We start from the raw sequence: 23,776 nt of genomic DNA on the forward strand, positions 1-23,776 counted from the left end.
TGTATTTAACCAAAGACCTCACTGTCTTTAAATATAATCCGAAATCCCTTCCCTCATAAAACTCCGAATATCCAGGATAACGACATTGCCGTTTTTGCCGGTGTTAGTTTTGTTCCAGGCTGCTTGAATACTTTTTGAGATGGCTTTGTTTAGGCCAAGCGAGAAGACCTTATCGTAGCCTGCCTCAAGGTTCTTGTTGATATTTTCAACCGCGTCTGATTTGCCGGTCTCGATTTCAATGGCAATTAAGCTACCTTCATGAGTAGCGTCTATATCAACAGCCTGGCCCTGGCCAAGCGGCTTCTCGATTTCAACTTGATAGCCCATTTGCTTGCAGTGCTCGGCTATCCGGTATTTCCAGTATTCATGCGCAGGCCCTCCTTCCCGCTGGTCAGGGATCTCTATTCCGCTTTTTCGAAGAACATTTTTGCCTTCTTTGCTTAGCTGAAGATATCTGACCTTTCCTTCAGGCGTAGTGATTATTGAAGAAGATAGAAGGCCTGACGCAACAACATCCTTTATGATTTTGTTCCCATGCCGCACGCTTAGACCAAGTCTTTCATATCTCTCTGCTATTCCCGATATAGGATAATGAATAACGTCTTCGAGTAGTCGTCTCTCATCCTCTCTGATTTCACTATTCTTATAATATTGTTTTTCAATATTACCTTGAGGCGGAATAAGTGGAATCTCTTCGCATATTACTGGAAGGAGTGGAATCTCTTCGTTCAGGGCGGAATCACCTAGAATTTGCCTTTTTATCTGTTCATCGCTGACCAATCCTTTCTTGAGTTTTAAGGAGGGGAACCTGACAAGAAAAGGCTTTGGCCATCGGCCTTGCAGCTTTACAATGGCCTCTCCTACTTCGAGTTTTCCAAGATACGCCCTCTCGCTTATCTCAAGAAGCATAGCCTCGGCTATTGTGTTGACATCTCGCGCGTGCTTGAGGTTCATGGCAATGGTGCAATAAGTGTTTCCAAGGCTTGGGATGGAAATGAGTGATGGGTGCTGGTCGATCAGCGTTATGGACTCGCCCAATTCCCGGATCTCCCTTAAGATAATATCCATTATTGTCTCTTTAGAACCCTTGCCTTTGAGAAGGATATGGTGGGCCTCCTCGATGATGATGGCGTGCTTGAAGATTTCCCTCTCTGGCTCTTGCAGCCGAAAATGATGTATCCAGAGCAGGAGAGATTCTATGAGGAACGTTTTGTCATTGTTGGACAGGGCGTCAAGCTCAAGAATGACGTTCTGCTTGAGAAGCTCTTCAATCGGCATTGGATTGGCTGAATTGATGATATTCCCGGTCTCGCCATAGCATAATGTGCCAACTGCCCTGAGCGTTGAATCCATCCATTGTGCCTCGCGTCCTTTTGCCTTGTACTTTTCCAGCCATGTTTTGACATCAAGCATGGTCGGCATGGTAGATGTGTTTTCATATACGCTGTCCATTGCCCTTTGGAGCAGATAGGCCACACCCTCTCCTAGCCAATAAACATGGCACATGATCTCTATCAATTTTTTGAGCCAGGTGTTGGGGCTTGTCCCTTTTGGCGGAATAAGCGGATTGAAGAAAAAGGGCGATATATTTCTTCCAGGTGTAAAGACAAGTAAATTATTTGTTCCAGGCAGGCTGAGCAGGTCCCGGTAGTTTCTTTTCCAGTCAAATATCAGGAACGGCTTTTGCTTCTCGAAAAGCTGGTTAACAATCAGGAACCCGACATTGGTTTTGCCGCTGCCGGTCCTACCGAATATGCCGATGTGCTGTATCCATTCATCTTCCCTCAGCCCGAACTGGTGAAGGAGTTTTTGGTTGTAGGAAACAATAGCCAGCGGATAGTCGCCGGCAGACAGCTCCTCAAGGGGCGGAACAAGCAGTATCTCCTTTCTCTCAAGGTCGTCCCGAAGATATTTTGCGGCAAGGCCATAAACTATGCCCTCTATCTCCTTGCGGTTTTCAGGATTGATCTGGTATTCCAGCCAGAGCAGGTCTATTTTGGAGCCGAGGATCGGCCTGAGCTTCCTCAGAATATTTTCTATATCCATGAAAAATCTGTGGGCTAAAGACTAAAGAGTGCTGCATGTGGGCTTTGCGTTTCTTGCGGGTGAAAAGATTTATATTATTTCTGCTTATTCTTGTTTTTTGTAAGTTTATAATTTTCATATAGAAATTCTGATATTTTATTCATGTCCTCATCTAATTGTATTTTGAACTCTGGTTCGTGTACGATATCGTTTTCATCTTTAAATGGTATCTTTATAAATTGCTTAGAAATAAAGCTTTCAAAAATACCAAATGTAAGTGACCATTCAAAACCTTTTGTGGATTGTGATTTAATATCGTTAATGATTAGTTTTGACAACGGTATATCGAATTTTGTATTTTTGCCTTCAAATATCAACTTATTTGTTCTTCCAATTAAAAAACCTTCTTCTTTGTTAAAATATTTCTTATGACCACTAAGATATTCAACACGTATCCGGAATTTTTCTGCTAAGAATTCATCCGCATCATTTTGATTTTTAAATTTCTTTAGTATATTGTCACAATATATACACTTACCACTCATGTTATACTGCACTTCTGGATTTTTCTTTTTACAAAATCCACAAATAATAAGTTCTTTTTCTGTCATTACATCACAAATTCAGTACCCGGAAACAAGCATAACAGATGCCAGAGCAAAGCATAATATCAATGATGATGTTTTAATCTTCATGTTTTATTTCGCCTCTATTTATTCGCCTAGCGGTGTTGTAAGCATCGTATATGCCGTAAAGCCATAGAATTAACCAAAGGAATATTCCGATTATGACAATAGTAAGCACGATACATACTATCAATGCGACAATCATCAGCAGGCCTTTCCCGATTTGACCATTGTATATTTGACCAAGCCCGGGAATGAAGAACGACAGTATGGCGGCGAGACCGGAATTCTTAACTTCTTTGTGTGATCTTTCTCGCCTTCCAGAGACCCTTACCCCGCATTTAGGGCATATCTCAGCCTTTGTGTCTATTTTCTTTCCACAGTTGGAACAAAAACGGGTTTTCCGATCTGCCATGCTAAATATTAACTGCTAATCTTTAAAAATGCTGCGAGGCGATGGTCCTTAGATGTAAGGAGGTCTTTTGCGGGTGATGTTGAAAGCCACAAAAAACCACTTGACATCAATCGGGGGGGGGGTAACATGTCCTAGGGTATTTCCTAATAATATTCATACACTAAGGGGGGCTTCATGAAAATCTGTTCAGGAAAATCACATAGGAAGATCATTGTTCTTTTTCTCATTGTTGCATTTATGTTCGTCAGCGGCTGCTCATCGGTGAGCAATTATAAATTCAACGGCGTGCAGCTCGGCAAGCAGTACGCGCAGGCAGAACAGAAGACGGCAACAGACGCAACCACAGAAGAAAAAGCTCCTGGTGAAAAAAGCTGGTTTGCGCAGCATCCAGTGGCGACAATCTTCCTGGGCATACTCGCAGCAGGTGCGGTCTATTACGGCCTCGCGGCAGCTGGCGTGTTCGGCAGCGGCGCAGCAGGCAGTGTTGGCGCTGGCGGAAGCGGCGGCAGTGCTGGTGTTGGCGGTTATTAGTAAATAAATCATTTTTGTTTTAATTTTCTATTCAACATCTCGAAATCTTAAATGAAAATGTTACAGATATAGGATTATAGTTTTCTTTTTAAAATATCAGCAATTTAGCGTAAATGTTATTGGTTGCGTGAAGCTGTTACCATTATCATCAGTTATGTAATATGTTTCTGTTAAAACACGTGGATAACAATATGAATATATGGCACCCGGAATAACAACATTTCCTCCTGCTGGGATAGTTTTCACTGGGCTATATGAAATACAATAAGGCGATGCTGGTCCTGCTATATATGAACCACAAGCGGCATAATCTCTGCATTTTTGTGTTACTCTTGCGCCAACGCCGTTTGTTTCTGATATTTTTATTGAATAGTAAAATGCTGTCGCTCCGCTCGGCGGTGTGAATGCCGCGCCGCCACAAATTGCCGAGCAATAAGGTCCACATTCTTTAGTAATTGTCAGCTGCGCAACCTTGTTCACACAAACTCCGTTCGTGCACTGCTGATATGTGCCGCAGCTTGTCACAGAACTCCATTCAAGGCATGAGTCAGCATCATAATTTCCGCAGGTCTGGTAGCCGTTGCCTGAGCACTGCTTTGCCCCTGATGTCGAGCATTCATTGGTGCAGCAGGTTCCCGAGACTTCGCAGCCGTTGCTCATGTCATTATCACAATTGCTGTAGCCGCTTGCGCAGGTGCATGGATACGTGCCCGCGAGATGCTTGCTGGCGTCGCACACGCAGCCGGTTGATGTGCAGGCCTCGCCCTCATGGATCGGGCATGTGCTGTCGGAGCAGCCGCTCTGGGTGCAGGTCTGGGTCCCATAATGGCATGTGTAGCCGCTTGATGTTCCAGGAGCAGGGCAATAAACGCTAATTGATGATGAGCAGCCGCAGCTGTCCGAGCAGCTCTGCGTTGTTGCGGGGGGGGGTGCTATGGCTTTCTTTTGCCAGATGAATCTACTTCATATTTTTCTATAACAATTTTAAATGACAAATTACCGTTATCCAAAGAACGGAGAGTTACTTCTTTTTCAATTGGGTATTGGGGGTCAGTATCTTCTTTCGCGACAATGTCATTTTGTTTAAGAAGCGATTCGTCAATAACATAAACCCAGCCTTCTTCCGTAAGCCCGGTTGTTGCAAAACATATTGCCTTTTTTTTATTTTTCGTAGTTGAAACATAGCATGTATTATATAAACCTGATTCAATGTGATGTGCCCTTACAGCGTTATTCTCAGATACACCATATGTGAATCTCCCATTATATCGAATTTTACCGTCATGACGGGCTGCGACCTCATGCTGATTTCCTTTTGGACGAAGTTCACCATTATTTTCTAAATCTAATTTTTTTGAAACACCCCTATACAAATAGCCCATTTTATGCTTTCTTTCGCATTTTAAGCAACGTTTTGACAGCCTTTTCCGTTGCCGCTCTCAAGAGACCATTATCATATACTAATCTGCCAGATTCACACTTAATAGAATCATAGAAGAGTTTCTTTTGAATTGACTGATTAATTATTTGCTTTACTGAAACCAAGAAAAACCAAAGGCCAAGCTGGAAATGCGGTTGCCCATGGAAGAAATATCTCTTATCAGCAATGTTCTCTCCGTGTATGATGTGATTTCGTAGCGTGTAGAAGCGATCCGCCCACATGACTTGTCGGCTTCCTGTCTCCGATACTTTTTTCCCACCCGGTCTTTCGGACGAATATCTTCTCTTCTTTTCTCCTTTTGGTTCACAGTATTTTTCTATTAACTCCTTAAACATTTTTCTTTGATCTCTTTCAGGTAAATCAAACAAGATTTCAAATGCCCTGGATAGCTCTAATATACGCGAATCGTGGCTTACATCTTCTGAGTTGGCATATGCATTCATCACAGCATCAGTGGCTCGAAGAATAAGGCGGTATGTTTTTCTTTTTTTATTTCTAAGTTGCTCTAATACGTTCAAGAATTTTTTCTCATATGAGAAAGTGTTTTTTACAACATAGGGTGGCTTTTCATATGTTATTTCCGAAATTTTGTAGCCAGAATCTGAAACTCTTACAATCTTTCCGGAAGTGTAACCTGTATAAGGGCTTTCCAGGATAAAGTTTTGAAATACTATTCTAAAATTTTCACTCGTTAACATATAGAGTCCGGCGTTTACCCCATCATCTATGTTGCATTCTGCCGTTCCAGCGAGAAAGAGGGCACAGCGAAGTTCTCTTATCTTTTTTTCTTCAGCTGGTTTTAGAGGGCTGAAACTATCACGACCTCGTATCTCAATGATGCCATTATTCTTAATTGGCTTTCCGAGGATTCTGTTTTGATTCATAAGAGCTTGAACGCTTTTTTTTAGGTTACTGTCTTGTAGCCTTGCAAGCGCGTCTTCAACGTTCCGCACTGTTAAGTCCGAGAACGTGACTGAGCGGATTCGGTCAAGAAAAAGGTACGGGCAGTAAACAATTTGGAGTTTGGTTTGCTGCATTTTATTTAATTCACCGTTCTTTCTTATCCCTCACCTTCCACATATGCTTCTCTCAATGCATCAGGCGTTGGAGGCACCAAAGAGTACCAGTCATATCGGAATACTGACTCTCTATCAGCATCTAATCTAGTGCCGGTTAATCCTTTTCCAGGAAGGCCCGTGTCTTGATTAACAACCAAAATAGTTAAAGGAGGCAAATTGTTTTGTTGACAATACCACATGATATGTCCCAAGGGCTGGGCTAATATTTCAGCGCCTTTCAGCCCAAGCATCTTGGCCAGCATGCCGTATGTTAGAATCTGCCGATTGTGCGCTTTACCAATTAATATTTGCCATATTTGTAACGCCCGCAATGGATTACTAATGGGTTTATCCCTGAATCGCCTTATCATTTTACACCCCCTATGCTAAACTTTATTAAAATCATTTTATAGTAAATTATATCTTACTCTTTCTTCTCATCTTTACTGGCCATACTCAAGGCATCGCTTGCAGCTTTTTTTGCGTCAATATAATCAAGCTTTATCAAGATAGGTCGTTCACTTCTAATCGCTTTGCCATAAGCAATAGCCTCCAAGAAACGAAGATTGGGAATGCTCTGGACATGCACTGAGCTATAAACATTTGCCAAGTAGTCCAAGCTGGTTTTGTCAACTAAGGAAAATGTTATATATGTATTGCATTGAGACAGGATTGATTTACTCACAAGGGCAGTACGTTGTGAAACCATAAGAAGTCCAACACCGTATTTGCGGCCTTGTAGCGCTATTTGCGATATGCGGCCAACGATCCACTGTGTATCATAGTCGAAACCCGATCCTACAGTCTCAGGTATTATTGTATGCGCCTCTTCTAAAACAATTAAAACTCTGCGGGCACGACGGTTATTGCGTGCCCATTCCATAATACTTGACAGGTAGAGTTCTGTCGCTCTAAGAGTAGCTTTGGTATTTGTAATTTCGGGAAGTTCGAAGATGCCCAAGGAGCTTCCCTCTGAAGATAAAAAAGTTTCAACATTCTTTTTAACTGGCCCCTTGATACTATCAACGAATTCTTTGAGATTCTTTTTCTCCTGTGGCGCTCCATATGTTCCAGTTTCCACGGCAAAAAATTTCTGGTCCAATTCTTCTGCATGCTTCTGATCAAGTCCCAAAAGTTGGGGGTTGCTATCTGCCAATCTAGCCTTATACTCGTTAGTAAAATCTACGCAAAATACTTTGGTATCCAGCGACAATGCTTGTCGAATAATATCAAAAGCCAGTTCGGTCTTTCCTGTACCTGTTACCCCTAGAATAGCGGTGTGATATTCCAGTATCTCAAAGAAGCTAGCCCTAACTGCTATCTGAGATCCTGGAACTTTACCAATAATAAACTCCTCATCTCTTGGTGATGTAATATCAAATGTAAAGGGTTCTTTGGGTATAAACACTGGTGAATTCATTGCGGGCAGCCATCCATACTTCACGAATCCCTTTGCGGAATCGAGGTAGCCTAGCTGAACTGCCGATACGATATGTTTGCCACGAGGGTTTCTTCCAAAGCTTTCCTCGGCAGTTTTTGCATCCAGTATTTGATAGAATACTATTTGTCTATCTTGCCGACAGAAAATGAGTATACCTTCTTCTATCTGAATATTCGAGGAAACCTCGAACTTGATCATCGAAATAGTAGAGTCCTCCACGACAAAACCGACTAGGCTTGCTCCTCCATCAAATCCGCAAAGATCGTTGATAATTCTTGTAGCGTCCAGATTTTCAACTTGTCGGTATACTTTACCTGGCATAAAACCTTCGATGGGGGACTTTGTAGTATCGTGACACAAGCCCGTGCCCACTAGTTGTGATTCTTCAATATGACTGAATAAACAAAGAACATTTACTTGGTTGCCATTTGGCAGACATGCCACGGCTACAGTATTCGGTTGCCATTTTTCTGAAGAGGTCAAGGCAACGCGGATAATGTTGGGATTGTCCACGCGCGTTATATCCCCGAGGACTTCAGAACCATGAGAGGTCCTAGCGACTCCTTTGAGTTCTTCTATCAAACGAAGGGTAAGTTCCACGGGCTTTATTGTGACCACAAATACCCACCCAAAAAACAGCCACAATTGTTGTACCGGGGCTTGCTGATAGTATCCAAGTATGCTTATCAAGGCCGGGGGAGTGAATATTAGTTCACCCTTTCCGAAAATGTCACTGATTCTATAACCTAGGATGGCTGCTTGTTTTTTATGGGGATGCTCAGTGCCGTCCACATCAATAAAAACTATTGCAAGAATTGCACAGATGCCGGTAGCTACTGCTACTCCGACCATACTCCACCGAAAGATATCTAGTGGAATTTTAAGCATCTGTATTCCAGCAAAGTCCACTGTGCTTAAGAGAAGCGCCGAGGTAACAGCGTTAACCAATGCATTACGCGGTGGACGAAACCAAGGAGCGGACAATAAAGTAAGAAAGGCAAATCCAAGGCCACTCAAAAGCCATAAACGCTTACCTGAATCGGAAGGAAAAGCCTCACCAGTTACGAATACGCTTAACGCTATAAATATACAGATATTTAAGGCGAGGGCTGCTAAACGTTGCTTTTGTGTAAGGTATTTTAGTCCTTTGAATTCCTCATCTGACATACGAATCACTCATTCAAGTGTTAACGTATCGATCGAGTTGTATAGTGCCTAATAGTTTTTAGAACAAAGTTCCCCTTCATCTATTGATTACCACTCGTGCTTCTACATTGCAAGTAAAAAACTTGATTTAAAAATGTAATATCGATCCTCTTAGTAAGACCTTATGTTCATAGAAATCGTATCTTCACTCAACAATCCTATACCGCCTGATCGCGTCTTTGTACTCTTCAAGCGTCCTTCGCAGCTCCTTTCTGATATTCACAATGTCTGCCCATGCCTTTAGCTCAACGGCCCTTCTATCCCTGCGAAGGGACGATAGTTGACGTTGCAATGCCAAGCGGAGCTGGTCAATTCCTTTATTATAACCTACACTATGCCAGTGAAATTGAGAAAGCGAGAAGGCGGATTCTCTAATCTGGTAATCAATTTCTTGCAGAAATTTTTTCTTAAATTGGAAGCGTGCGTCAATCTCCTGGTTCAGGTTGCTGATTCTTTCCTTCAGGCTGTCGATCTTGCCCGTGAAATACTCGGCAATAGGCTCAGGCGGTTTTTCAGGCTCCAATCCGATTATTAGCTCAGGCTTGGCCAAAAGCTCTTCGAGGAGGTCCTTTTCCTTCTTCTGGCTCAGGACCTTTTCTATCTCAAGCCGCATCAGGTACTCTTCCCCGAAGTCCTCATCATAGAAGTTCATAGAGTCATGGGGCGCTTGGAAGGATTAAATGGTGACATAAAGGGAATGCGGGGTTTGCTGTTTCAAAACCATAAAAGACCTCCTATATAGACAATTTCAAAGAAAGGGTTGACAGAATTATGGTTATTGTCAATAATAAGAATAACTTATAGAACATAGTGTCATGCATTAAGTATATGGTTCTACTATAAAAGAATCTTAGTTTAAAAACCAATTTTTGCGAGAGCATGTAAAGAATGGCTATCTACCTCGTTCGTGGTTCTGAGCAAAAAATTAAAGATATTATTTTGTCTTTTATAAAGCAAGAAGGCCTTGAATTAGATGATTCTAGATTCCTTAGCAGCCAAGATCAAGGTAACGATAATATACCTCTTTTCTCCGCATCAACACCTTTTGTTTCAGAAAAAAAATCTCGCTATTATTTTGAATGGCATTCTTCTCCTATTGAATTTTACTCAAAAGTCGAAATGAAAGTTAAGCTTGGCAAGAAAGGAAAAGCGGCAATATCTTGGAGCCTTATACTTGGTATGTTTTTTCTGGTTCTCTTATTTCTATTTGCTTTCAAAGGACCCGGATCAGTCACTGGAAGATCAGAAAAAATATTATTGTCGTTCATCGTGTTGTTCACGGGTTTATTTTCCTTAGCTTTTCTATTGAATTTCATATATGGACTCTACTGGCATGGGCATAAAATTAGTGATTTTGAAAATAATTTCTTAACAATTCTTAATAATGAATTATTAACTGAAAAGATTTCATATGGGAATGTCCTCTCCAAAACTCATCATACAATAATGGCTTTAATGGTAGCGGCCATTTTTTATATTTTATTGCACATATTCGGGTTTAAATTATTGGCATTTCTTGTCACCGTTTTTTTGATGAAATTTATCGTTTCTTGGTTCATCAGATTATTTGCTAGAGAAGATTTTAATTCAAAATGGAAGCATGCTATGGTGACGCTGGACGACATGTGGTCTTGTTGGCAATGTGGAATTTTATTTCTAATTGTCATTTTAATATCTTGTAAACCTATTCTTCATTTACACGTTCAGTTAATCCAAAATCTTGCATTTATTTTAATTTTGGGTATATTAGGTGCATTCAATGTTTTGCCTTTCGTGCTTATCAATTTTGTTACAAAATGGCATCAGCTTTTAGGAAAAAATCAGGAGGTATTTCCTAGACCGCCATCTATAACGTCAATAACAACAAGAGAAGATTTGATCGGTAAGCTGTTGGTTTTAGCACAAATCCCGTTTTCGCTTGTGCTCCATTGGTTTGCAATGCTGGTGTCTATAGATGCTTTTTATTACCTAAAAGAAAACGACATAATTTTTTTCAACTTTTCTGAACAAGCCTTTAATCTAGTCCTATATGTATCTTTTAATTCAAAGGTCATTGCTGGCATCATATTATTTGTTCTGGCATTGCCCTCAATAATTGTTTTATTGAGCATGTTTACATACATGATAGTGTCAATGAAGGAGTGTGTAAGATTAATAACTATTCCTGAGTATTCATCAATTCCTAATCAGGTGAAGAATTTTATAAAAGAAACAGCAGACTTTTTAAAAGTAAGCGTTCCTCGCGTTCTTGTCGATGAGAAAACAGAGATTCCGATAAAAAGCTCTCTCATATTTCCTTTTTCCAGCCGCCCAGCAATTATAATCAACGCTAGAATTCTCAAAGAGCTTTCCAATGAGGAATTACAAACTGTGATTGCCCACGAATTTTATCACATAAAATACAATCTCTATCCGCTTTTCATTGCCAATTTGGCTTCATGGCTTTGCTTGTTCCCTAACAACTACTTTACTTTGTACTTTGACTTTGTCAAAATGGAATTTGAGGCTGACAGGTTTGCAATGGATATAACAAAAAACAGAACATATCTTATTTCGGCGCTGATCAAAAACAATGAGGCTGGCTTTATAAATGATAGTGTGAAACAATTGAGTTCTATAAACAAACTAAAAATATTTATGCAGTTTTATTTTGGGAATGCGCTTCTTGGATATGTTTATCCTCGGCCCATTGAAAGGCTTAATGAAATTAACAGGTATGCATTCAACCAATCGGATTGAACGGACCTACTGCTCATGACATTGAAGAATTTAAATAATATCGACTTAAAAGCAATAACGAAATCAATCGCAAAAACAATCATTGAAAGAGAATTTCCAGAAGAACTGCCATTCTTCGACGTGATCTGGGAGATTCTCGAAAAACGTCATGCGGATAACGAGGGACAAAAAGGATTGAATATTCAAGAAGGGCCTATCCCTGATTTGGGGTTTGCGTCTCCAGCAGGAAAATTACTCATTTCCAATGGAATGAAGATAGTCCTTGATGAAGTGTTGCCCAATATTATATTTCGTGAGTACCAGTCTAAGAAAGAGTGGGTAGAGGGCATAAAGGATCTCACACTTAAAGTTGCCAATGAGTATAACATTCACCCAGCTGTGCCGATTGCATTGGCAGAACATTTGCCTCATTTGCTGATTGATGCATACCTAGGAATACAAAATAATGAAATCTTCGAGATTCTGATCGGCATTGGTTCAAAATTCAAAAAACTCTCTGGTGATAAAACTCTGGTTAAAAAACTGCGCAAGAGAAAGGAACATTATAGCATATGGATAGATAAGGATAAGGACGAGGCCAAGATATTTGGGGAAAACCCAGAGGATGGCATTTCAGATGCCCCTTTCAAATTGTTAGTCCTGCTATTGACTAATATGGGCAGAGTCTGTACTTATGAACTTATCCTGAGAGATGTCTGGAAGGAGCCCATTAGCATCAAAGAGGGAATGGATAAACCAAATTCAGATGACCCAGATTGGATTAAGCAGCGTGACAGGATCATGAAAGCAATCGGAGCAATAGAACAGTCATCAGAAACTGTAAAAGAGAGTATCGAAAGAATTAAGGGTCGCGGAATCAAGCTACATTACCGGAAATGGAAATATTGCATCATCGACTTCAAAGGTTTTCTGCCTTATCAGTGAAGTTTTGTGGCAATTGACGATAGCCGACAAGGTCAAAAGCAAGGCATGACAAAAGTTTTTGCATGTGCTTTTCACGGTGTTCAGCCGGAAGGACCTCATAAATATAGTGAATTCCCTTTGGCAAGATAGTGCCCAATTTATCTCTCGAATCATAAAAATCAGCATATAGTGCCTTTTGTTTTTTAAATCTTTGATAGCGAATGATCGGTAAATTGAATCGTTTAAACCCTAATGCGTTCTTCAGTTTACGTGTATAATCATATCCGTCCCGTTCACCATCATGAGCTACAATCACAAGCCTCAAAGACTCGGCGTCTGTGCCAATAAGCTTTGAATCACGAGGCGGTTGGCAATATTGTTCATAATAGCCCGATGTCCACGGGTGCAGTAATAATAATGGTTCTGAATCTAATTTTGCCAAGTAAAGATCCAAACACCCTCCTGTTGGCTTCTTTTTCTTATGCAGTCTGTAACACTCTAGATAGCCGAGGGTTAGGAATAATTCGTCATGTGTATTTACCTCATGTTCTCCAATCATGTTCTTCCAGGTTTTTTGTATTCGATACTTCCTCGCCTTTTCATTAAGTTCTTCATAGGTAGGAATATCCCCGCCGCCAATATAGCCCACCATCCACACTGTGTGCAGCTGCTTGCATGCCTTTGTTTGATATTTGGATTTCTCACGCTCGGCAAGTACAAGATCAGCTATTAAGTGAACACTAGTTTCCATATTAATTACCTACAAACAATAACACCATAATATTTAAGAACTTTATCATACTGGAAATTAACAGGATTTCAGGGTGCATATTTCTTGTTCTGTTCCCGTGTAAGATCGCATTTGTTGTGGTACTGACAGAATAGCATTTGTTCAAACTTTTGGAATTATGAGAAAAGGAGGTCCCCCATGAACGCGACGAAGAGCAAAGGCAAGAAGATGGCAAAGGCAGGATTAAAGAAAACATCCAGCAGGAAGCATAGCGGGCGCTTAGGCATCTCTCCAATCCCGGCGATGTTCTGCCGGATCGGCTGCTAGCCAGAAAGGAGGACAAGTCATGAAAAAACGTTATAGAAGCACAGGCTCTGGAAGAATTTACAGAGAGCTAAAGGAGATAAAAAAAGAAATTTATCTAATCAGGGTATTACAAAGGGGCCCTCAGGCAGCTCCTGGCAGACCTTTCACGCCAAAATCCAGGTACAAGAAAAAGTTTTAAAGGAGGAGGTCATGAAAAAACAGGAAATTGTTGAAATGACCAGGATAGGAAGCCGCTGGCTACCAGAGGTTCCTGAGACAGGTAAACTTCCAAAAATAATAACAGGAGGTAATGCCATGACAACAGTAGTGAAGTTCATTAATGTGCGTGTTCCAGGGACAGACAGAGACATTGCCAGCCACGACCTGGCTGTCCGGCCCGGCACCCGCGCCTGCGATGTACTCCGGGAAATCGGCCTGCAGGGGTACCAGCTCAGCAGAGGAGGCGAAAAGGCATTCAGGCCAGAAACCGAGCTTTTCGGGGTTGTTGCGGATGGAGAAATCCTCTTTGCCTCACCTGCGGATATGAGCGCCGGGAAAATTTATCGAGAAGTGCCAAGGGGCATCGCGCCCCTTATGGAATCCCGGGGCTGGAGGAAAACAAGCGACGGCTGGGAAGGGTTTTTTCAAACAAAGCAGAGAAGCTATCCTGGATATATTCGGGTTGGGGCAGATGGTTCAAGGCAGTATTTTGTGATGAACCCTCCGGACAACATCCCGCATTATGCCTGCCTGCATCCTTGCGGCAATAACTGGTTTATCATTCATTGGAATCGCGCGCCACAGGATCTAAACAGCTTTATCTTGTTCATTGAAGACTGGCTCTCTGCATGAGGAGGGATGACCAATGGATACAAACTTGATAAATGTTGCGATACAACGAGCTTTTCTGGAGAAGCAGCTCCGGACCGATACAGAAGGCATTCTAGAGCACATGCTCGGTCACGACATGCAGTCAGCAAGGCTCCGCTACGAGAAGGCATGCTTGCTTTCTAGTGTTCACCAGGATCTCTGCCACATTTTGGGTGATCCTGCTCCAGAGTATATTGTGAGTTCTCTATTTCTTGTCCAATCTCACAGGGTCCTGGCCAGCTGTCCTGATGAGAACATGCTCATAGCCACTGGTAAGGATTTTGGCCCGGTGAAAATCATCGACACCCAGGTTAGTGTTGAGGTCTCAGAGCAGTCAAAGGTCTTTGTGAGGGCAGATTCTGACTCTCTTGGTAAAGCTCTCTGCTCGTTGGATGACTATGGCCATAAGCTGCTCGCATGGTTCCATAGCCACCCTGGTACCGGCCCTGCCTCTGTTAATCCATCAGCTACAGACCTTGATACCCAGAACAGGCTGGAGCGAGGCGGATATCCTGTTGTCGGCGGAATTTTTTCCCGTGATGGCTATGTCAGGTTTTTCTCAATCAAAAACCGGTTTTCCTCTATCCGGATTTACGGGAAACTTGTGGAGAAAAAAGATGAGACCACCTTTCATATCAAGAAAGCCTATTAGGATTGAGACCCCTGGAGTAGCGCCTGCCCATGGCATAAGCGCCACTTGCAGGCAGGAAATGGTCCCTGGCATAACCCAAGGCCTGCTCGCAGGTGCCAGTGTTGTGATGGTCGGAGCAGGTGCCCTCGGTGGGGAGATAAGCGAAGCCCTCATTAGGATGGGCATCGGCAGGCTCACCATACTGGACGGAGATGTCGTGCACATCAGCAACCTCGCGCGCCAGAAATTCTTTGTGAGAGACCTGGAAAAAAACAAGGCAATCAGGATATGCAAAAATCTTGCAGGCCAGGCAACAGCTATGTCTGTTCTGGTCGGAATTCCCATGAGCTTTGAGGAAGCTGTTGCTAGCGGCCAGGAACTTGGCTGCAGCGTTTCCGTGGTCGCTGTTGACAACGACGCAGCCCGGGCCTATGCCTCAAAATTCTTCAGGGAACGCAATACTCCTCTGGTTATAACAGGTGTAAGCAAAGACGCAGATAGAGGCTATGTCTTTATCCAGGATGCCACTGGGAGCCCGTGCATTGCCTGCCTTATGCCCGAAGTGGTGACAAACAAAGAAATCAATGCCTGCGTGCCTGGCGTCATCGATATCTCGAAGATCATTTCTGGCTATGCCTGCTTTGGCGTTGTAAGCCTCATCACAGGGCGAAGGGCGCACTGGAACTACCGGCAGCTCTCAATATCTGGGGCTATCCCGGAAGTCATCACGATGATTGCAAAAGACCCTAATTGTGAACTCTGCGGAGGATAAAATGTACACAAATACCGAAAACCAGAAATACCCTCCACCGCCGCCTGGAGGCGGAGGTGCAAGCAGCAATGCAGCAAGGCTGCAGCCGCCCATATCGGATGCTGCCCCTATTTCGCCCAATCAGTCCTGGGCAGAGAAAAAGTGTTGGCTAACAATAGCAAGAGGCCTGTGGGTGCTCGGCATCGCCGTTGTCTATTTGCTTCGTGGTCTCGGTTGTGCCGCATTGGGTGCTGTTTGCGGCGGCATGGCCGGGCTTATTATCGCGGCCCCGATAGCCTTGTTCTCGTTCTTGAGTGGAAGCGGCACAGCAGATGCAGAGCTTGCGTTCAAGGCCTGCTCAACGATAGGAGCAGGAATCGGGTTTCTCTGTGGCTTGATCCCTTGGGATTGAGCAGGTCAGAGAAACCAACTAAATTTTATGGAGGTTAAGATGCGCCAATATGTGGGAGATTCTCAATATCCGCCACCTCCTTCAGGAAGGACGGAGCGACCCCAAAATATTCCAGGTGCCACTGCCGGACGCCAGCATCATTCTCGTCAGGAAATTATGAGGGGATGGAATCCCATGCAGAAAATCCTGTTCGACATCTGCCGAATCCTTGTCCTTTTATTTGCAGGCTTCATATATGCAATCAGGGGTGTCATTTACGGCGGCATGGCCGGAATTCTCATCAGCCTGCATTATCTAATCTACGTGTGGCTCGCAGGCGGCGACCCGTGGGCAACAGCTCAAGTCTTTAAGGCATCTCTCATCATCTCAGCCATCAGCGGCTATCTTTACCCTTTTGTCGTGTATTGGAAATTGGACTTTCCCGGCTCACTTTTGTCCAGCATCACAATAAAAATGCTGAGGGCAAAAATATTCTCGTGATGACGCGAATGAATGCGTTTTGAGTAGGCTCAAGCATAGGAGGGGAAAATGAATGCTAATAAGGGCATAAGCGAGTTCTTGGATTCGGTAAGCCGTGTGACTATGCGTCTCTCTGTGATCACGGCGAACCTCATTAAGATCGCGGCCACAATAGTTGCTTTTTATCTGATCCTGCGGCTGGCCGCGGGAATTTTCGATTTCGGGGCCGCCTTGTTCAAAACACTCCCGCAATGGCCTCGTTAGGAGGGCGTTATGCCAGACAGACTTAAAGGAATGGTTGCTGAGGCGTTGCGGAGAATCAGGGTCACGACACGAATCGAAAGCCAGACCCTTGGCGGCTCTGCTGAAGAAAATGGTCGCATCACCCTTCATGGCACCCAGACCACTATAGACGACCAGGGCATACTCACCGTCGTAGAGACCCGCGACTACGTGCTTGGTTGCGGCCATCTCGCAAAGGGTCGCGAGAATGTGGCCGGGATGTGCGGCTGCGGCAGGCTTTGCTGCAACGCCTGCCTCTCCTTCTGTGCAGAAGACGGCGCGCCCTTGTGCCCGAAGCACACCTATCGGCACAACGGGAGAACGCTCTGCGAAGACCACTACCTCTTGGAGAAAGCAAAAGAAGAATTTCCTTGGTTCTAAAGGAGATGCAATGAATATAGACGATCTTGTCAGGCTGGTTCAGGCAGGCAACAGCACAGAAGATCCCGGCGTCCTCGGCGCTCTGTTGGGTCTTATTCTTGAAAATCGCTCCTGTTCCAAAGAGGACAAGCTTCAACAGATACAGGTTGCGGATTTCCAGCAAATGATGCTCCTGGAGGGCATAGAGAATATTCTTGCGCCAGATCCATTTGTCCGTCTGACAGCGGACATTCCCGGAGATGTCATTCTCGGGCGGGCAATCCAGACAGGCCACTTCGTAGCCATCTATGAGCATGAAGCAGTCCAGCACATTTTGATCCTCGCCCGAAGCGGAGGCGGAAAAACAACCCTGATTCTCGCTATTACAATTCCCTTAATGGAAAGGGGAAAGAAGGTTCTCTATTTCGACCAGAAGCGCGACTTCATCCACCTGGCCCGGAGGGGAGTGTGGGTATTCAGGGTCGGCAAGGGCGACCTCAAATGGAATCCGCTTGAGCCGCCCGAGCGTCTGTCACCGAGGACCTGGGCGGGTATCATCTCCTACGTCTTCTCTCAAAGCTACGGATTTATCGGCGGCATGGCGACCGAGAACTATCTTCTCATCTCATTAATAAATCTTTACGAAATGTTCGAGGCGCAAGGTGCATACCCCTGTCCCCTCGATCTGGCAGAATATCTCCGGGCAAGGCCGGTTCCCCGCATGTCACCCATCTATCAGTCCTATGAGAGGCTGATGAATCGGTTGGCCGCGATTAACGAAGCCATCGGCGACACAGTGAACTGCTCAAGCGGGTTCAAGCTGTCCCAGCTGCTGGGCAATAATGTTGTTCTCGACCTTGCGGGCATGAAGCCTGACATGCAGGCGTTTCTGACCGAAGCCCTGCTAACCGCCATGCTCATGCAGAGAATCGCCTCTGGCGAGCGGCATGGCCTGGAGAACATTCTGGTGTTCGACGAAGCGAAAAGGCTACTTCCCCGCTACAGGGAAACCTACCAGCAGGGGATATCGAACATGTCCATCCTGATTAGCCAGGTCCGTGAATTCGGGGCGGGAATTATTGCTGCAGAGATGGAGCCGGAGCTGCTCGCAAACTCGTTGTCATCAAATACCTACACCAGAGTCTGCATGTCGTTAAGCAATGGCAAAGATATACAGGACGCTTCATTGTCCCTGGGGCTCTCCAGAGAGCAGCAGCAGGTCATCTATCAGCTCAATCCAGGCGAGGCCATTGTCCGGCTTGCTGGCCGCTGTCCTGACCCGCTACTTATCAGGGTTGACCCATACGAAGAGGATAAGTCAATCAGCGACAACGAGATCGAGCGAAGAATGGCTCCGGTGCTCAGGAGCCTCGAATGGACCCCGAGGGCGCACATCGGTGCTGGCAGAGTTGCTCGCGGTGCTGCTGGCGACCGCAAGAGCAACGGAGAAGATGCAGGAGAAAGAGCAGAGGCCGAAGAAAGGCCGAAGAAAGAAAAGAACGGTTCAGTGTGGCAGGGCATCTCAAAGGATGGGATTGACCTGCTAATAGATATTGCCAACGACCCATTCATTGGGGTGGCCCAGAGAAGTTCAAAGCTGGGGCTGTCAGCTTCAAAAGCGGATTCGCTGCACCATCAGCTTATTAGTGCGGGCCTGGCCGAAAAGGTCGTGATTAACACGCATCGTCGGGGTGGTTTGGTCACGTTGCTCCGTGTGACTGACGATGGATATTCGTTACTGGAAAGCCTGAAAGTGAAAGTCAATAAGCCCCCGGGAAAGGGTAATTTCACTCACGCTTACTTTCAGGACGTAATATTCCGTTGGGCCGTTGCTCAAGGCTACAAAGCAGAAATCGAGGCATTTCTGGACGGGAAGGCCGTGGATGTGGCTGTTGAGATGAACGGCAGGCGCTGCGCGTTCGAGGTCGTCAATCAGAAGTGGGAAAAAGAAATTATTAATTTTTCCAAAGATGTTTTTGTCGGCTACGATGAAGTGATTTTTTGCTGTGCGGATCGCGAAATAATAAAAAAGCTCAGTGAGAAAATTACAGCGCTGTTTGGCGAAGAATCAAAGGGCAAGGTCAGCTTTCGCTTGCTTGCGTCGTTTGCGGAGGGACTGTAAGAATGGCTGATGATGGGCTGCGCTTTGATGGCTGGTGTTGGAATGGGCGCGTGGAGAATGGCTGGTGCGGAAATGCGCTGTGCGGGAATTGGCTGGCAGGAAGTGGGCGGCGCGATGATGGGCGACGACCTATTGGCGGCGCTAATTTAGGCATGTGTGGTTGTTGTGTGCACGTTTGCGGTCTTCGAATGGACTATACGTCGCAGGCTTTGGTATGTCCTATTCTACAGTCCTCGACTGCTATTATGCCCTCACCTTCGGTTCGGGCTGGTTGGCAATGTCTTGGTGTATTGATGAAGTGCTTATGGCTGGTCTTGGTGAAAGCAAGGCTTTTGTGTCTTGGTATGTTGTTGAGGGATTTATGTTTATGTCTTGGTGAGGCTAGTGCCTCGCCCCTTCGGGGCTCGGCTCACGGTTGTTTGTGAGTGGATAAGAAATGTGCGGAAGAGAGAAAGAGATAGAAAGAAAAGGAAATAAGGTGAGAATCAGAAACAAAAGATTTGTCACAGGCAAAACACGCAAGGCGGGTTGGCAAGCAATTTAAAAAGCTGAGCCAAGTGCCTTAACAAGGAAGCAGGAAATGGCGGCTAACAGACAAGATGATGATGGTTTAACACACCCGGAAGATGAACCGCCGCCGTCTGTCAATTCCATAGAAAAAAGAAAAGCGCAGAACAAAAATCCCAGAGGTCCTCACAAGAGACTCTATACGATACCGGAAGCAGCGCATTATTTGGGCAGGACCGTAAATGCTCTGCGTGAAATGATTTGGGCTGGGAAACTACCAATTGTGCGTGATGGCAAAAGAATATTGCTCGACCAAAGCGATATGGACTCCTACATAGAAAGACACAAGACTGTATATGACTTTTGAGGTTTATTCCATGGGAAGCATTTACAAACGAGGCGACACATATTGGATTAAATTTTATAGAGACGGCAAAAATTATAGAGAAAGTACTCGCTCCAGTAAGGAATCAAAAGCGAAACGGCTCCTGAAGCTTCGAGAGGGGCAGATTGAAGAAGGGCAATTCCCGGGCTTGAAGTTAGAAAAAACCACCTTCGATGAGCTTGCAAAAGATTATCTCACGGATTATCAAATAAACGGACGAAAATCACTGTTTCGGGCAGACATTTGTGTCAATCACTTAAAAGAGTACTTTGAAGGATATAGAGCTAATAACGTCACAACGCAGTCGGTTAAAGAGTATATCTCGATGAGGCAAAAACAAGGTGCCAAGAACGGCACTATCAACAGAGAGCTTACAGCGTTGAAAAGAATGTTTCGGTTGGGAGAACAAAACACACCACAAAAGGTAATCCACGTCCCGTACATACCAAAACTGAAAGAGACAAACATTAGAACGGGCTATTTCGAATATGAAGACTACGTGAGGCTACGAGACAATTTGCCGGATTATCTCAAGCCTGTTTTCACGATGGCCTATTTTACAGGGATGAGGAAATCAGAGATTATCAACTTGACTTGGGATAACGTCAACATCTTTGAGAAAAAAATTACTCTTGAAGCCGGGACCACCAAGAACGAGGAGGCGCGGGTGATTTATCTCGTCGGTGATTTGTATGAGTCTATCCTAGATCAAAAACGAAATAATGAGACCAGCTATCCTGACTGCCCCTATGTATTTTCAAGGGATGGTGAAAAAATCAAAGATTTCCGTAAATCCTGGGATAAAGCCTGTGAAAAAACAGGATTGCAAGGAAAGCTGTTTCATGATTGCCGCAGGACAGCGGTCAGGAATATGGTCCGCGCAGGCATACCTGAAAAAGTAGCGATGAAGATATCGGGACACAAAACCCGCTCTGTTTTTGACAGATACAACATCATCAACGAGGAGGACCTCAGGAAGGCGTGCGAGCTTGTCTCTCAGTTGTATCAAGAAAATGTTGAAATTCACTCACGGGCACAAAATGGGCACAATTTGGGCACAATCGTCAAATTGAAGTAATTTGTCTGTACTTATTTCTGTACACTGTGAGCTGTAAGTTATTGATATTATTAATGGCGGAAGTGCATGGGAATCGAACCCACCTACCAGCTCGTCACCGGTACACTGGTTTTGAAGACCAGGAGACCCACCAGGCGCCTCGGCACTTCCGTAAGAATAAATGTATTAATTACTGGGGATATTGTCAATGCGAATGTGAGGAAAGCTGCGCGATCTCGCGGCAGTAGTCCCGGAAGTTGTTGACGCCGATAAAAAACTCTCTCATCATGATGACCCAGTAGTACTGACCTTTTTTCGTAAGGGAAAGTATGTGCTCGCGCTGTTGCAGTCCGCCCACAGCCTTAAAAAAGGCGATCTCCCACTTCAGGTATTCGTCAACGTCTTCACCGTATTTCCTGCCGAGCCCATCAAGGTCAAGGTGGAGCCCGAAAAGCTTCATGAGAAAATCATAGAGCAGGCGCTCTTTTATGGAGCATTCCCGTTTCGCCACAACGGGGAACTCTCCTTTTTCGACGCGCTGGATATAATCGACGATGTCAAAGGTGTTGGCATAGACGTTCCCGCCGATGTAGCCGATAGAACCGCTTCCGATACCGGCATATTCCTCGTAATTTATCACGTACTCGTCGATCATCCCGTCCGTCCTTGAGAAGCACCATGCCGTTGTCGGCTCATAGGCCGAGGCAAGCCTGTCCGTGATCCTTGCGTAGAATTCCCTGCCCCGCCCATACTTCACGGCGCCCACCTTTTCGCTCATCACGCCCTTTGTATAATCTGAGACCATAAGGGGATAATACGTGATCTGGTCAACCTTCAGGTTCATGAGCCGCGAAAGGTCCTCTTCAAGGATAGCAATGGTTTGGGTCGGAAAATTGAAGATCATGTCTGCGTTGAGCGTACTGAACTTTCCCTGTGTGAATCGAAGCCGTTCAGCTATCTCATCGCCGCTCCCGTATTTATGGTAACGCCCGATGGTTTTAAGGAGCCCGTCGTCAAAGGTCTGCACTCCCACCGATAGCCTGTTCACGCCTATCTCTTTCAGGATATTTATGTTTGCATCTGTCAGGTGGTTTGGGTTCGTCTCAACGGATATCTCCATGATCTGATATGTCTTCTTTATCAGTTCAACGGCGCCGGCAAGCTCGTCGATGAGAATGGTAGGGGTGCCGCCGCCGACATAAAGGGCGCCGAAATCATAGCCCAGCTCCTTGTACATGACGATCTCTTTTCGCAGCGCCTCAAAGTAACGTCTCGCCAGCGTCTCCTCGAACACGACCCTGTTAAAGGAACAGTAAGGGCAAAGCTCCTCGCAGAAAGGGACGTGGACGTAGAGCAAAAGAGGCGTGTCGCTGCGCTTGCGCGGTATCGTATGTGATACGCGTGGTGAGAACTGGAGATAGTTGGCGTTCTTCTTTCGTGCGATATGTGCGATAATCTTTTCGATCAGCATAATGTACCAGGAATATATAACAACAAACAAAGAATGTTACGGCCTGGAGCCAAAAAAATCAAGTATATAATCGCGGTCAAATCATGAAAGTCTTGACTTGCCGGAGAGACATAGATAAAACATCACATTACTATTATGAGAACAATCCCGGTCATAGCTCTTTTGGGCATGGTAAGCATAATGGCTGCTTCACTCATCATGGCGCAGGAAAAGTCCGCAATGCCTCAGCAGGGATTTAAGGTTGTATCAGATGCAGAGGGCAAATCTTCCATTACCCCGAAAGAACGCTATCTGATCCGGGTGAAAACCCGCTCAGCCGTTGATGTCACCGGCTCAGTTGTACACATTGACAGGACCGCCAGAAACATCACCCTGAAGGGTAAGGGGAAGACCATAACGTTCGATATGATTAACCCCTCACTCATCGGGTATACAAGCCTTGATGAGGTTAAGACGGGGGATACGGTGACCGTCTCCTATACAAGGGATGGCTTACAGATACGAAAAGGTGTCCCTCCGGCGGCAACCCGGACAAAAACCGCTCATGCCAGGCCCGCGAAGGAACAGCCACCGGAACAAAAGAAAGCTGTACCAGCAGCCCCCGCACAGCCAAAGAAGCTGTCTATAAAAAAAGAGGCGAAAAAACCGCAGAAAACTGCCGCTATCCGGACAACACCTGTCAGGCTGAGGGATAGGCCGAGGTCTTCGGAGTTCGGGGATGTAGACAACAATAAGGACGGGAAGATTTCCGCAGTAGAATTGACCGTTATATTCCCTGACCTCATATTACAACAATTCAGGGAATATGATAAGAATGGGGACGGATTCCTCAATGAGCAAGAGTTCCGGGCCGCGAAAAAATACAGATAGACCCTGTGTTTTATTCTTTGTCCCCGATGAGAGGCAGTACCTTCTCGATCTTGAAATAGACGAGAAACCGTTTCTCATTCTTCTGGTCTTCGGGCACGGTATAGCTTTTTCTCCACCTGATCGCGTTGATCTTCTCGGGGTCTGACTCTTCCTTGATCCTCGTGAGGTAGAGCCGCTT

28 protein-coding genes and 1 tRNA gene are annotated in these 23,776 nt (G+C 44.8%); 17 read left to right on the plus strand and 12 right to left on the minus strand.

Features of this window, described 5'->3' with window-relative positions; translation table 11 throughout:
- Positions 1-27: 27 nt before the first annotated feature.
- The gene (locus PHU49_00390) at positions 28-1,476 is read right to left on the minus strand and encodes a hypothetical protein (protein ID MDD5242450.1); all 1,449 of its coding nucleotides are present in this window, start codon (positions 1,474-1,476) and stop codon (positions 28-30) included.
- A 207-nt stretch (positions 1,477-1,683) separates the two neighbouring features.
- Between PHU49_00390 and PHU49_00395 the strand changes: the two genes are divergently transcribed.
- Positions 1,684-2,064 (plus strand): hypothetical protein, encoded by a 381-nt coding sequence (locus tag PHU49_00395; GenBank protein MDD5242451.1) that lies wholly within the window; start codon positions 1,684-1,686, stop codon positions 2,062-2,064.
- Positions 2,065-2,120: 56 nt separating this feature from the next.
- Here PHU49_00395 and PHU49_00400 read toward each other — a convergent pair whose 3' ends face one another.
- Together PHU49_00400 and PHU49_00405 are read right to left on the minus strand one after the other, a co-directional pair.
- Positions 2,121-2,636, minus strand: coding sequence for a hypothetical protein (locus PHU49_00400; GenBank protein MDD5242452.1), 516 nt, complete (start codon positions 2,634-2,636; stop codon positions 2,121-2,123).
- A 73-nt stretch (positions 2,637-2,709) separates the two neighbouring features.
- Positions 2,710-3,066 (minus strand): zinc ribbon domain-containing protein, encoded by a 357-nt coding sequence (locus PHU49_00405; protein ID MDD5242453.1) that lies wholly within the window; start codon positions 3,064-3,066, stop codon positions 2,710-2,712.
- Between the two features lie 174 nt (positions 3,067-3,240).
- Between PHU49_00405 and PHU49_00410 the strand changes: the two genes are divergently transcribed.
- Positions 3,241-3,597 carry a hypothetical protein gene (locus tag PHU49_00410; GenBank protein MDD5242454.1) on the plus strand — a complete coding sequence of 119 codons (357 nt, stop codon included), beginning with the start codon at positions 3,241-3,243 and terminating at the stop codon, positions 3,595-3,597.
- A gap of 96 nt (positions 3,598-3,693) precedes the next feature.
- On the opposite strand, the gene PHU49_00415 is transcribed toward PHU49_00410, so the two are convergent.
- The 6 genes from PHU49_00415 to PHU49_00440 all read right to left on the minus strand — a co-directional run bounded on the left by PHU49_00415 (position 3,694) and on the right by PHU49_00440 (position 9,395).
- Positions 3,694-4,077, minus strand: a complete 384-nt coding sequence (locus tag PHU49_00415; protein MDD5242455.1) for a hypothetical protein — start codon at positions 4,075-4,077, stop codon at positions 3,694-3,696.
- A gap of 452 nt (positions 4,078-4,529) precedes the next feature.
- Positions 4,530-4,979, minus strand: coding sequence for a hypothetical protein (locus PHU49_00420; GenBank protein MDD5242456.1), 450 nt, complete (start codon positions 4,977-4,979; stop codon positions 4,530-4,532).
- 1 nt (position 4,980) lies between these two features.
- Positions 4,981-5,991 carry a hypothetical protein gene (locus tag PHU49_00425; GenBank protein ID MDD5242457.1) on the minus strand — a complete coding sequence of 337 codons (1,011 nt, stop codon included), beginning with the start codon at positions 5,989-5,991 and terminating at the stop codon, positions 4,981-4,983.
- Between the two features lie 107 nt (positions 5,992-6,098).
- Entirely contained in the window at positions 6,099-6,467 is a 369-nt protein-coding gene (locus tag PHU49_00430; protein ID MDD5242458.1) for a hypothetical protein, read from the minus strand.
- 53 nt (positions 6,468-6,520) lie between these two features.
- Positions 6,521-8,704: a DUF87 domain-containing protein gene (locus PHU49_00435; protein ID MDD5242459.1), complete on the minus strand. Its 2,184-nt coding sequence runs from the start codon at positions 8,702-8,704 to the stop codon at positions 6,521-6,523.
- Between the two features lie 184 nt (positions 8,705-8,888).
- A complete protein-coding gene (locus PHU49_00440; protein MDD5242460.1) occupies positions 8,889-9,395 on the minus strand; it encodes a hypothetical protein in 507 nt (168 codons plus the stop codon).
- Positions 9,396-9,631: 236 nt separating this feature from the next.
- Here PHU49_00440 and PHU49_00445 point away from each other — a divergent pair, with 236 nt between their 5' ends.
- Positions 9,632-11,482 (plus strand): M48 family metalloprotease, encoded by a 1,851-nt coding sequence (locus PHU49_00445; protein ID MDD5242461.1) that lies wholly within the window; start codon positions 9,632-9,634, stop codon positions 11,480-11,482.
- A gap of 15 nt (positions 11,483-11,497) precedes the next feature.
- On the plus strand, positions 11,498-12,406 hold the full coding sequence (locus tag PHU49_00450) for a hypothetical protein (protein ID MDD5242462.1): 909 nt from the start codon (positions 11,498-11,500) through the stop codon (positions 12,404-12,406).
- Here PHU49_00450 and PHU49_00455 read toward each other — a convergent pair.
- The gene (locus PHU49_00455) at positions 12,381-13,136 is read right to left on the minus strand and encodes a hypothetical protein (GenBank protein MDD5242463.1); all 756 of its coding nucleotides are present in this window, start codon (positions 13,134-13,136) and stop codon (positions 12,381-12,383) included. The genes PHU49_00450 and PHU49_00455 overlap by 26 nt on opposite strands.
- Positions 13,137-13,313: 177 nt before the next feature.
- Here PHU49_00455 and PHU49_00460 point away from each other — a divergent pair, with 177 nt between their 5' ends.
- The 12 genes from PHU49_00460 (at position 13,314) to PHU49_00515 (ending at position 21,278) form a co-directional block, all read left to right on the plus strand.
- A complete protein-coding gene (locus PHU49_00460) occupies positions 13,314-13,442 on the plus strand; it encodes a hypothetical protein (protein MDD5242464.1) in 129 nt (42 codons plus the stop codon).
- A gap of 19 nt (positions 13,443-13,461) precedes the next feature.
- Positions 13,462-13,620 carry a hypothetical protein gene (locus PHU49_00465; GenBank protein ID MDD5242465.1) on the plus strand — a complete coding sequence of 53 codons (159 nt, stop codon included), beginning with the start codon at positions 13,462-13,464 and terminating at the stop codon, positions 13,618-13,620.
- 11 nt (positions 13,621-13,631) lie between these two features.
- The gene (locus PHU49_00470) at positions 13,632-14,273 is read left to right on the plus strand and encodes a hypothetical protein (GenBank protein MDD5242466.1); all 642 of its coding nucleotides are present in this window, start codon (positions 13,632-13,634) and stop codon (positions 14,271-14,273) included.
- A gap of 13 nt (positions 14,274-14,286) precedes the next feature.
- Entirely contained in the window at positions 14,287-14,943 is a 657-nt protein-coding gene (locus PHU49_00475; protein MDD5242467.1) for a hypothetical protein, read from the plus strand.
- A gap of 58 nt (positions 14,944-15,001) precedes the next feature.
- Positions 15,002-15,694 carry a ThiF family adenylyltransferase gene (locus tag PHU49_00480; GenBank protein MDD5242468.1) on the plus strand — a complete coding sequence of 231 codons (693 nt, stop codon included), beginning with the start codon at positions 15,002-15,004 and terminating at the stop codon, positions 15,692-15,694.
- Between the two features lies 1 nt (position 15,695).
- Positions 15,696-16,085, plus strand: a complete 390-nt coding sequence (locus PHU49_00485) for a hypothetical protein (GenBank protein MDD5242469.1) — start codon at positions 15,696-15,698, stop codon at positions 16,083-16,085.
- A gap of 174 nt (positions 16,086-16,259) precedes the next feature.
- Complete coding sequence (locus PHU49_00490) at positions 16,260-16,565, plus strand: hypothetical protein (GenBank protein ID MDD5242470.1); 306 nt, start codon at positions 16,260-16,262, stop codon at positions 16,563-16,565.
- A gap of 48 nt (positions 16,566-16,613) precedes the next feature.
- On the plus strand, positions 16,614-16,808 hold the full coding sequence (locus tag PHU49_00495; protein MDD5242471.1) for a hypothetical protein: 195 nt from the start codon (positions 16,614-16,616) through the stop codon (positions 16,806-16,808).
- 9 nt (positions 16,809-16,817) lie between these two features.
- Complete coding sequence (locus PHU49_00500) at positions 16,818-17,207, plus strand: hypothetical protein (GenBank protein MDD5242472.1); 390 nt, start codon at positions 16,818-16,820, stop codon at positions 17,205-17,207.
- 10 nt (positions 17,208-17,217) lie between these two features.
- Entirely contained in the window at positions 17,218-19,308 is a 2,091-nt protein-coding gene (locus tag PHU49_00505) for a hypothetical protein (protein MDD5242473.1), read from the plus strand.
- A 580-nt stretch (positions 19,309-19,888) separates the two neighbouring features.
- Entirely contained in the window at positions 19,889-20,182 is a 294-nt protein-coding gene (locus tag PHU49_00510) for a helix-turn-helix domain-containing protein (protein ID MDD5242474.1), read from the plus strand.
- Positions 20,183-20,192: 10 nt separating this feature from the next.
- Positions 20,193-21,278, plus strand: a complete 1,086-nt coding sequence (locus PHU49_00515; protein MDD5242475.1) for a site-specific integrase — start codon at positions 20,193-20,195, stop codon at positions 21,276-21,278.
- 54 nt (positions 21,279-21,332) lie between these two features.
- Here PHU49_00515 and PHU49_00520 read toward each other — a convergent pair.
- Together PHU49_00520 and PHU49_00525 are read right to left on the minus strand one after the other, a co-directional pair.
- Positions 21,333-21,428 (minus strand) — tRNA-Sec (locus tag PHU49_00520).
- A 34-nt stretch (positions 21,429-21,462) separates the two neighbouring features.
- Positions 21,463-22,728, minus strand: a complete 1,266-nt coding sequence (locus tag PHU49_00525) for a coproporphyrinogen III oxidase family protein (GenBank protein MDD5242476.1) — start codon at positions 22,726-22,728, stop codon at positions 21,463-21,465.
- A gap of 135 nt (positions 22,729-22,863) precedes the next feature.
- On the opposite strand from PHU49_00525, the gene PHU49_00530 reads away from it, so the two are divergent.
- Positions 22,864-23,598, plus strand: a complete 735-nt coding sequence (locus PHU49_00530) for a hypothetical protein (GenBank protein ID MDD5242477.1) — start codon at positions 22,864-22,866, stop codon at positions 23,596-23,598.
- Positions 23,599-23,776 lie beyond the last annotated feature (178 nt).

Source organism: Syntrophorhabdaceae bacterium (assembly GCA_028713955.1).
Taxonomy (GTDB): Bacteria; Desulfobacterota; Syntrophorhabdia; order Syntrophorhabdales; family Syntrophorhabdaceae; genus UBA5609.